The organism is Campylobacter sp. BCW_6464 (genome assembly GCF_001762775.1).
GTDB classification, from domain to species: Bacteria; Campylobacterota; Campylobacteria; order Campylobacterales; family Campylobacteraceae; genus Campylobacter_D; species Campylobacter_D jejuni.
Map to the genome: position 1 here is coordinate 1 of NZ_MJXM01000082.1, position 8,069 is coordinate 8,069.

Annotated in this window: 9 protein-coding genes; all 9 read right to left on the reverse strand. The window is 30.1% G+C overall.

Translation table 11 applies throughout. The features are described from left to right. On the reverse strand, positions 1–857 hold an 857-nt coding region (locus AJ885_RS09545), incomplete at its 3' end, for a motility associated factor glycosyltransferase family protein (RefSeq protein ID WP_141080865.1). Next, positions 857–1,627, reverse strand: a complete 771-nt coding sequence (locus AJ885_RS09550; RefSeq protein ID WP_070281207.1) for an oxidoreductase — start codon at positions 1,625–1,627, stop codon at positions 857–859. The genes AJ885_RS09545 and AJ885_RS09550, both read right to left, overlap by 1 nt. Then, positions 1,627–2,334 (reverse strand): CMP-N,N'-diacetyllegionaminic acid synthase, encoded by a 708-nt coding sequence (legF, locus tag AJ885_RS09555; RefSeq protein ID WP_070281209.1) that lies wholly within the window; start codon positions 2,332–2,334, stop codon positions 1,627–1,629. Before legF ends, AJ885_RS09550 begins: the two co-directional genes overlap by 1 nt. Further along, positions 2,327–3,232 (reverse strand): L-glutamine-D-fructose-6-phosphate isomerase subunit, encoded by a 906-nt coding sequence (gene ptmF / locus AJ885_RS09560; RefSeq protein WP_070281211.1) that lies wholly within the window; start codon positions 3,230–3,232, stop codon positions 2,327–2,329. The genes legF and ptmF overlap by 8 nt, the downstream gene beginning before the upstream one ends. Then, positions 3,229–4,254, reverse strand: a complete 1,026-nt coding sequence (locus AJ885_RS09565) for a nucleotidyltransferase family protein (protein WP_070281213.1) — start codon at positions 4,252–4,254, stop codon at positions 3,229–3,231. The genes ptmF and AJ885_RS09565 overlap by 4 nt, the downstream gene beginning before the upstream one ends. A gap of 8 nt (positions 4,255–4,262) precedes the next feature. Beyond that, complete coding sequence (gene legG, locus AJ885_RS09570) at positions 4,263–5,444, reverse strand: GDP-N,N'-diacetylbacillosamine 2-epimerase (hydrolyzing) (protein WP_070281215.1); 1,182 nt, start codon at positions 5,442–5,444, stop codon at positions 4,263–4,265. After that, the gene (locus AJ885_RS09575; protein WP_052805971.1) at positions 5,407–6,096 is read right to left on the reverse strand and encodes a PIG-L deacetylase family protein; all 690 of its coding nucleotides are present in this window, start codon (positions 6,094–6,096) and stop codon (positions 5,407–5,409) included. Before AJ885_RS09575 ends, legG begins: the two co-directional genes overlap by 38 nt. A 3-nt stretch (positions 6,097–6,099) precedes the next feature. Beyond that, positions 6,100–7,011, reverse strand: coding sequence for a formyltransferase family protein (locus tag AJ885_RS09580; RefSeq protein ID WP_070281217.1), 912 nt, complete (start codon positions 7,009–7,011; stop codon positions 6,100–6,102). Then, a partial coding sequence (gene neuC, locus AJ885_RS09585; RefSeq protein WP_070281219.1) for a UDP-N-acetylglucosamine 2-epimerase occupies positions 7,008–8,069 on the reverse strand: 1,062 nt, incomplete at its 5' end. The genes AJ885_RS09580 and neuC, both read right to left, overlap by 4 nt.

The following is an 8,069-nucleotide window of genomic DNA, read 5'->3' on the forward strand; positions in this document are numbered from 1 at the left end:
ACATAATCAGGCTTTATACCATGCTTAGCTAAAATAGGATAAGAAGAATCTGCACAAAAAATCGTAGCTTTATTAGCATACTTTTTTAATAAAGGTAATTGTTTGGTTAAACTTGGTCCTGTAGAAACAATAATAGCTGTATCACTTAAATTCTTTCTTTTAGAAAGTAATTCTGTATAACTAGGATGAGTGATCATTTGAGGAAGATTATAAACAAATTGTTCTATGCCTTGAAGGGCATCAAGCGAATCATTACCATGAGAAATAATAGAATCTTTAAAATGCTGCGCTAGCTTTTTATTTAACTCCAAAACATCCTCATGAAATCTTTCATAATAATTACTCATCAGTTCTAAAAAATAAATTCTAGAAAATTGAAAGAAAGGTTTGTTAGAACAAAAATTAGAAAAAAATTCTATATCTAAAGAACTAGTTTCTAAAATCATCAATCTTGAATTTTGTAATTCATTTGAAAAATCTAAGATATGAAACATTGCCCAAATGATCTCTATATCTTTTTCAAAAACAACGATATGCTGATGATTTTTATTTTGTAATAAAGCTTTAAATAAAATTCCATTTCCAAAACCATAAAAATACAATACAGGATAAAGTAGGTATTTGTCATTGTAAGTGTTTAACATAGTTTGTAACTCTTTAATGGGGTTTTGATAAAGTAAATTTTCATTATACTCCCCCACTGAATTATCTTTTAGATTGATATCAAGATTATCTTTACCTAAGATAAGTTCAAATTTACTAGACTTGATTTCTTTTAAACTTTCTTTTAAAAGAATATTACCTAAAGCTTCAATATTTTTGTTAAAGAGCTCTTTTTGGGTAGGAGTGAAGGTCATCATAAACCCCATCCATCATCTACTACTAAGGTTTGTCCTGTGATAAATTTACTCTCATCACTAAGCAAAAATACCAAAGTTCCACATACATCATCTGCATCTAGCATACCCTTACTCGCACAACAATTTCTATAAGCTTTTAAAAAAAGTTCGTTTTGATTATCTAAAATTCCCCCGCTTGCTAGGGTATTAACGCGTATGTTTTGATTAAAAAGCTCTTTAGCTAGCCAAGAGCCCATGTGGTTAACCCCTGCTTTTATCACGCTATATTCTAAAGAGCTTTGCATAGAAGTGCCTTTATAGTTTTCAAATTTTGGCGCATAAACTCCCATGATGGAGCTAAGATTGATGATATTGCCATGGCCTTGTTTTTTAAAAAATTTCACAAATTCTTGAGCTGCCAGCATAAAACCTGCTAAATGTAAATTTAAACTTTCACAAATTTGTTCGTATTTGAGTCCATAATAAGGCGTTTTACCCCAATCTTTGCCAAAAGGATAGCTTGAATTGACAAAAGCATCGATTTTACCGTGTCTTGCATGACTTTTTTCAAGGGCAGTTTGCAAACTTTTTTGCTTGGTGATGTCAAGTTCTAAGCTTAAAAGTTTTGTTTTAAAATTTGTTTCTAAATTTTCTCGCAGTTCTTTTAAGCGTTCTTTGTTAATATCTGCAAGTATGACTGTGCCTTTATTAAGAAGTATTTTTTTGCAAAGCGCTTTACCTATACGCCCACAAGCTCCTGCTACAAAGATGATTTTATTTTCAAGCATTAAAAATCCTTTGGTGATAAATTTTTTAAAGAGATTAAAAACTCTACGATTTTAAAATCAAGTTCACTATCTACATCAAAAGCCGTGCTTTCATCCATTACAAAAAGCCCTGTGTTTTTGCCAAAAACACTATCATTTTCTAAAAGATAATCCCTTTTAAAGATATAAATACTAGCGTTCATATCGTAGCATTTTGGGGCACTTTGGCGAGTGGTGAAATTTCCTTCTTTGGATTTTACTACCTTGTTATTTTGTATTTCTATGAGATTAAAATAAGGGTTGCGTCTAGCAGGAACTGCGGTGATGAGATTGGAATTATCATTTGTAACAAAACTTTCATAAGCTTTTTTTATATCAAGGCTTGAGCGAAGTGGGGCTGAAGCATCTAAGTCTATGAGAGTTTCAAAATGCGTTTTAAAGTGCTCTTCACTTCTTAGCAAGGCATCACGCATGACAGGAAGTTTTGCAGCCTGATCATTGGCAAGATGAGCTTCTCTTTTGAAAAAAACTTCAGCATTGTATTTTTGGGCTACACTTGCGATTTCATCACTATCAGTACTTATGACTATGTGTTTAAAAAGCTTTGAATTTTGAGCTTGTATGATGCTATAAGCTATCATTTCAAGTTCATTGATCTTTCTAATATTTTTGTTTTTAACGCCTTTACTTCCGCCTCTAGCACAAATGGTGCATAAAATTTCAGCCATTTTTTTTCCTTACTTCATCACAAAGTTCAAGTACTTTTAAAGCTTGCTTAAGATCGCAAAGTTCTTTGTCTTTTTCAAAGATTGCTTGATGTAAATTTTGAAGGGTTTTTATCGTATCGTTTTCAAAATTTAAGATTTTTTGACTTTGATCTTTGTGATAAATTTCGATTTTATTGTTTATTAAATCGGCTTTAAAGCTTTTTTCTAAAGTGTGAATGGTAATTTCTCTTTTGTTAAATTTAGAAAAATAGCCTAATTCTATATGAATTTTAGTTTCTTGTGAATTTTTTAAAGCCAAAAAGGCAAAATCATCGCTTGTTATGTCAAGCTCTGAAATTTTAGCATTTTGGGAGTACTCAAGCTCTAAGTTTTCAAAAAGAAAAAAGGCTAGATCGATTTCATGAGAAAGATCGAGCAAAACCCCACCACCTAGCTCTTTTTTAGCGCTATAATTTTTCCTGTAGTCTAAAGCCCTCCAATGGGGCAAATAAGAATTACAAACCAAACTAGCAAAATAAATTTTTTCACCTTTTAAAAGTTTTTTTAAAGCTACAATCACAGGATGAAAACGCAGTAAATACGCTACATAAATGTGATTTTTTGAGCTTGTGAAATTTTGTACCTTTTCAAATAAAGGTTTTTCTACGAGTATGATTTTATCTTTTACAAGCTCATTTAAAGCTTTTAAGGTGTTAAAATGCTCTGTGGTGATATTTGCGATGATAAAAAGATCAAATTCATTTAAATGACATTCTTTTAAAGAGCGATAAATTGGAGTTTTTTCAAACTCTTCTTTTTTAGCACTTAAAGAAAGCAAACTTACTTCATAATTTAAATTTTTTAAGGCTAAAAAATGCTTTTTTCCTATGCTTCCAAAGCCTATGATTAAGATTTTCATTTAAAATCCTCATTGGCTTTTAAAAACTCATTTGGTCTTCCAATGTCGATCCAATAATCATTGATGATATAGGTATTTACCTTACCTTTTTGTAGAGCGAGTTTGATGAGTTCAGGCATGTCTAGGTATTCATTTTTAGTAATTAAATTTAAAATTTCATTTTCAAGCACATAAATTCCTGCACTTACTAGAAATTTTTGAGTGGGTTTTTCTTCTATATTTTCTATAAAACCTTGCTTTTGAGTGATAACTCCATAAGGAATTTGTTGCTCAAACTCACGCACGCAAACGCTCATTAAAGCTTTTGATTTTTTATGCGCTTTTAAAAGATCATTAAAATCAAGCTCGGTTAAAATGTCTGCATTCATAACGATAAAGCTTTCTTTAAATTCTTGTTTTATAAGGCTCAAAGCTCCTGCTGTGCCTAGTTTTTTACGTTCTTTAACATAAGAGATTTTAACCCCAAATTTTTGCCCTTTTTGAAAATAATCTTCTATGATTTGTTTTTTATAATTCACACAAAAGATAAAATTTTCAAAATTTTGATTTTTAAGCCTTTGGACTATACTTTCTAAAATAGGCTTTTTGCCTACTTTTAGCATGGGTTTTGGAGTATCTTTAGTTAATTCTTTTAAGCGAGAGCCTAAGCCTCCAGCCATGATGATAATGGAGTTTGGATTGGCTTTTAAGAGTGATGAGATAGATTTTATAGAAAGGATTTGCTCCTTTTCATCTAAAACAGGAAAATCATAAATATCGGTTTTAGCAGAAAGTTTTAAAAGCTCTTCTTTGCTTGTGTTTTCTTTTATGGTGATGGGATTTTTAGTGTAAATATCTTTAATACTATCTTTTAAAGTTTTGCCACCAATTAAAGCTTTTCTGATGTTTGAATCACTAATGACTCCTAAAAATTTATCTTTTTTATCAACTATAATGCCTAGTCTAACGCGTTCTTTTCCGACTATTTTTAAAGCTTCTTTTATGCTTGAATCAGGGGTGAGTTTGAGTTTGTTTATATCCACACTAAGCCTTATAAATCGATGAAATTTTTATGTAAAATTGTATCTAAATTTACATTTTTTAGGCAAGTTTTTATGATTTTATTGGGATTTTTATTATTATCATAAGGGTTTTTGAAATTTTTTAATTTTTGCTTAAAATCTTCACTTTCTAATTTTTCAAAAGCTTGATCAAGATCATTAATTTCACAATCAATGATATTTTGAGTTCTTAAACGCCCTTTTTGTCTATCGCCTATATTAATGCAAGGGGTTTTAAAAAAAGGACTTTCGCTAATACCACTTGAAGAATTGCCTATCATGGCTTTGGCTATTTTCATAAGACTTAGGTATTTTTGTGAGCCAAGATTGTCAAAAAGTTTAGCCTTGTGTGAGTTTTTTTGACAATAATTTTGCAAAATTTCATTGATTAAAAGTCCAGTTTCATCGGCATTTGCTTTGGTAAAAATCAAACTTGCGTTTTTAAGGGTGTCAAGTTTTTTAAGCAAGGTTTTAATCTCTTTTTGAGTGTTTTTTACATTTAGGGTTAAAGGATGATAAGTGATTAAGTAAAGTTCTTTATCTAGTTTCATTTCTAAGGCTTTTTCTAAATCTTTTTTGCTTAAAAAATTCATATTTTTTATGATAGTAGAAGCTAAAGAGCCTATATTAAAAACCCTTTTTTCTTCTTCTCCAAGTTGTAAAAGCCTTTTTTTATAAATTTCATGACTTACAAAATGTAAATGTGACATTTTTGAAATGCTGTGTCTTATACTATCATCAATAGCTCCTAAAGTAAGCTCCCCACCACATAAATGCACTAAGGGTATGTGCATCAAAAGACACACACTTGCTACACTAAGCATTTCATAACGATCACCTAAAATCACCACCATATCAGGTTTTAAGTCTTCAAAAGCTTGACTAAAAGCACTAAAGGCTAAGCTCATGCTTTTACAAAGGCTTATTTTATCATCACTTGCGAGTAATATAGGAATTTTTTTAGTTATTTTAAATTCTTTTTCTATTTCTTTATAAGTGAGTCCAAACTCAGGACTTAAATGTGCTCCTGTAGCGATGATTTGAAGGTTTAGATCTTTATCATTTTGAATTTCATGACATAAATTTCTTAAAAGATACCATTCAGCCCTTGTTGCACTTATAAGCATTATTTTTTTAACACCTTTCCTTAAGGAGCATGAAGCTTTCAGCATATTTAGCATTAGCTAAAATCCCCCCCCCCATAGTACAACCACGAAAGGTAGCTAAAGCTTTTATATTTTCAATACTTCTTGGAAAAGGTGCCCTGCCTAATTCACTTTTATAAATTTTCATTATTTGGCATTTTTTTTCAAAAAAATCACTAATATCTACAAAAACATTAGGTATAAAACTTTGATGTGTTAAAGCGGGTGCAAATTCGCTTTCGCTTAAGGTTTCCATCATTAAAATTTTTTCTATACTAGGATAGCGAAAACTTTTAGTGCATGAAAAAGCGGTTTGGAAAATAATTCTATGATCGCTATGCACATCGTAAGCAAAGGGTAAATAAAGAATATTGGGTTTAATTTTTTCAAAAATTTGTGAGAATAAAGAGACAAGATGGGCTTGGCTGTATTGATCTATTTTTGTCGTTTTAAGTCCTAGCCTATGTATGCTTGTAAAAGCATAGCTTTTAGAAATTTCTTGAAGTTCTTGCTCTCTTGTGTCAATTTGTTCTTTAGAGAATCCTTCATCTTCAAAAATATCTGTGCAAAAGATGCAATGAATTTCATCACCTTTTGCTTTATGCTTTAAAAGAGTTCCTCCAGCTCCTAAGGTTTCATCATCAGGATGAACTGCTATAACCAAAACTTTTTTATACAAAATTTATCCTTTAAAGTATTCCCCATTTTTAGGTAAAATATCAAAATTATGCTTGGTTAAAAGTATGGCTCCATCATAACTTTTAACTAAAATTCCTTTTTGATTGGCTTTTAAAATTTTACCACATTCTAAATTATTTTGTGAATTTTTAACGATTTTAGCTTCGTAGATTTTATAAATTTTATTATTATATAAAACTTCAGCTCCTATATAAGGAGGTGCTAAAGCACGAATGAGATTATAAATGGCTAGACTATTCATCCTAAAATCGATTTTTCCATCTTTAAAATCTCTTTTTCTCCATGCATTTCCCTTTGTTTGTTGATAAGATAAGGTGTATAAAATACTTTTAAAATCTTTATTTTTTAGACTTTTTTTATAAATTTTTAAAGTAAAATATTCTATTTGTTTAAGGGCTTTTTGAGCGATTTTTTCGTATAAGCTTTTAGCATTGTCTTTAGATGAAATTTTAATGCTTTTTTGACTTAAAATTCTACCTGTATCCGCTCCTTTATCCATAACAAAAAAGCTTGATCCAGTTTCTTTTAGGTTTAAAAATAAAGCCCATATTATAGGATGTCTTCCACGATTGTAAGGAAGTTTAGAAGGATGAAAACCTATGATGGGATATGAGTTTAAAAGTTCTTTTTTAATCAAAGAACTCCAGCCAAAACAATAAATAATATCAGGCTTAAGAGAATGAATAAATTTTAAACTTTGAGCATCGTTAATATCTTTTACATGAAGACAAGGAAGATTTTTTATGTCTTGTTTAAGATCATAAAAATCACTATTAAAATCGGATTTTTTTTTGGTGGCTATGCCTACAACTTGTAAATTTTCATTTTGCAAACTCAAGAGTTTTTTTAATGCAAAATGTGAAAATTGAACACAACCTATGAAAAAAATTCTCATTTTTCAAACTCCGTAGAAAAATCAATATCAAAAAATTCTTTTTTCAAAATATTTTCAAGATTAAACTTTTTTAAAATTTCCTTTGTTTTTTTAGCGGCTCCTGCTTTTCCATAGGGATTTTCAGTATTTTTTAATTCTTTAATGAAATTTTTATCATTAAGTTTTTTAAAAGCTTCTTCTATGCTTTTAAAATTGGCTTCGCAGTCAATTACAGATTTTGCTTTAATGCGTCCTTTTTGTCTATCGCCTATATTAATGCTTGCTATTTTAAAGCTTGGAGCTTCACATAAAGCACTAGAAGAATTTCCAACAACTGCATTTATAAATTGCATGGAGCTAAGATAGTTTAAAGCACCCATAGAAACAAAAGCTATGCAATTTTTATGACAAGAGCAAAAATCGTCTATCATTTCATTGATAATGCGTCCATTGGTATCTGCATTTGACTTGGTAAAAATAAGTCCTAAATTTTCTTTTTTGTATTCAAGATCTAAAACTTTTAACAAATCTTGAAATTGCTTTTGAGAGCTTTGGTGTTCTAAGGTAACAGGATGAAAAGTGATAAGAAAATTTCTTTTTTCAAAGGTGAAATTCAATGCTTTTTGAAGTTCATCTTTGCTTAAAAGCTTTAAATTAGCAATATTATCAAGCCCGAATCCACCTACATTAAAAACACGCAAAGGAGATTCTCCAAGTTGAATGACACGTTTTTGGTATTCTTTGGTAGCTACAAAATGCAAATGTGACATTTTGGTAATGCTATGGCGTATGGCTTCATCGATTAAACCCCAAGTTGCTTCTCCACCATGTAAATGTGCTACAGGGATTTTACAAATCATAGCACTGGCTACGCAAGAAAAAATTTCATACCTATCTCCTAAAACCACTATAATATCAGGCTTTAATTCGTTTAAAGCTTCAGCAAAAGAAATTTGAGTTAAACCCATACTTTTGCAAATTCCAATTTCGCTATCACTACTTAAAAGCATTTCTACTTTTTTAGTTATTTTAAATTCTTTTTCTATTTCTTTATAAGTGAGTCCAAACTCAGGACTTAA

Coding starts and splice junctions, on each gene's coding strand:
- AJ885_RS09550 (WP_070281207.1), bottom strand. CDS start 1,627: ATGCTTGAAAATAAAATCATCTTTGTAGCAGGAGCTTGTGGGCGTATA.
- legF (WP_070281209.1), bottom strand. CDS start 2,334: ATGGCTGAAATTTTATGCACCATTTGTGCTAGAGGCGGAAGTAAAGGC.
- ptmF (WP_070281211.1), bottom strand. CDS start 3,232: ATGAAAATCTTAATCATAGGCTTTGGAAGCATAGGAAAAAAGCATTTT.
- legG (WP_070281215.1), bottom strand. CDS start 5,444: ATGCTGAAAGCTTCATGCTCCTTAAGGAAAGGTGTTAAAAAAATAATG.
- AJ885_RS09580 (WP_070281217.1), bottom strand. CDS start 7,011: ATGAGAATTTTTTTCATAGGTTGTGTTCAATTTTCACATTTTGCATTA.